The following is a 232-nucleotide window of genomic DNA, read 5'->3' as shown; positions in this document are numbered from 1 at the left end:
CTTGATTCACGATATCCGCACTGTGCTGTCGCGCTCGTCGGTGGCGCGCGGCACGCTTAAGCTGGAGCTCACCGAGTCGCTTGTGATGGAGAATCCGGAGCATGCAGCGCAGATGCTGGCGCGCATTCGCGAACTCGGCACCGGACTGTCGCTGGACGATTTCGGCACCGGCCATTCCTCGCTGGCGTACCTGCAGCGCTTCCCCTTCGACACCATCAAGATCGACCAGTCC

The 232-nt window shown here is 62.5% G+C and carries 1 protein-coding gene; it reads left to right on the top strand.

From position 1 onward, the window contains the following. The coding region (locus QSV46_RS41165) for an EAL domain-containing protein (protein WP_314964553.1) at positions 1-232 on the top strand (232 nt) is incomplete at both ends.

It is taken from the genome of Bradyrhizobium cosmicum (assembly GCF_032290525.1).
In the GTDB taxonomy this organism is placed as follows: Bacteria; Pseudomonadota; Alphaproteobacteria; order Rhizobiales; family Xanthobacteraceae; genus Bradyrhizobium; species Bradyrhizobium cosmicum_A.
Note: the sequence above shows the minus strand (reverse complement) of the source record. Positions and strands in the feature narration are given on the sequence as shown.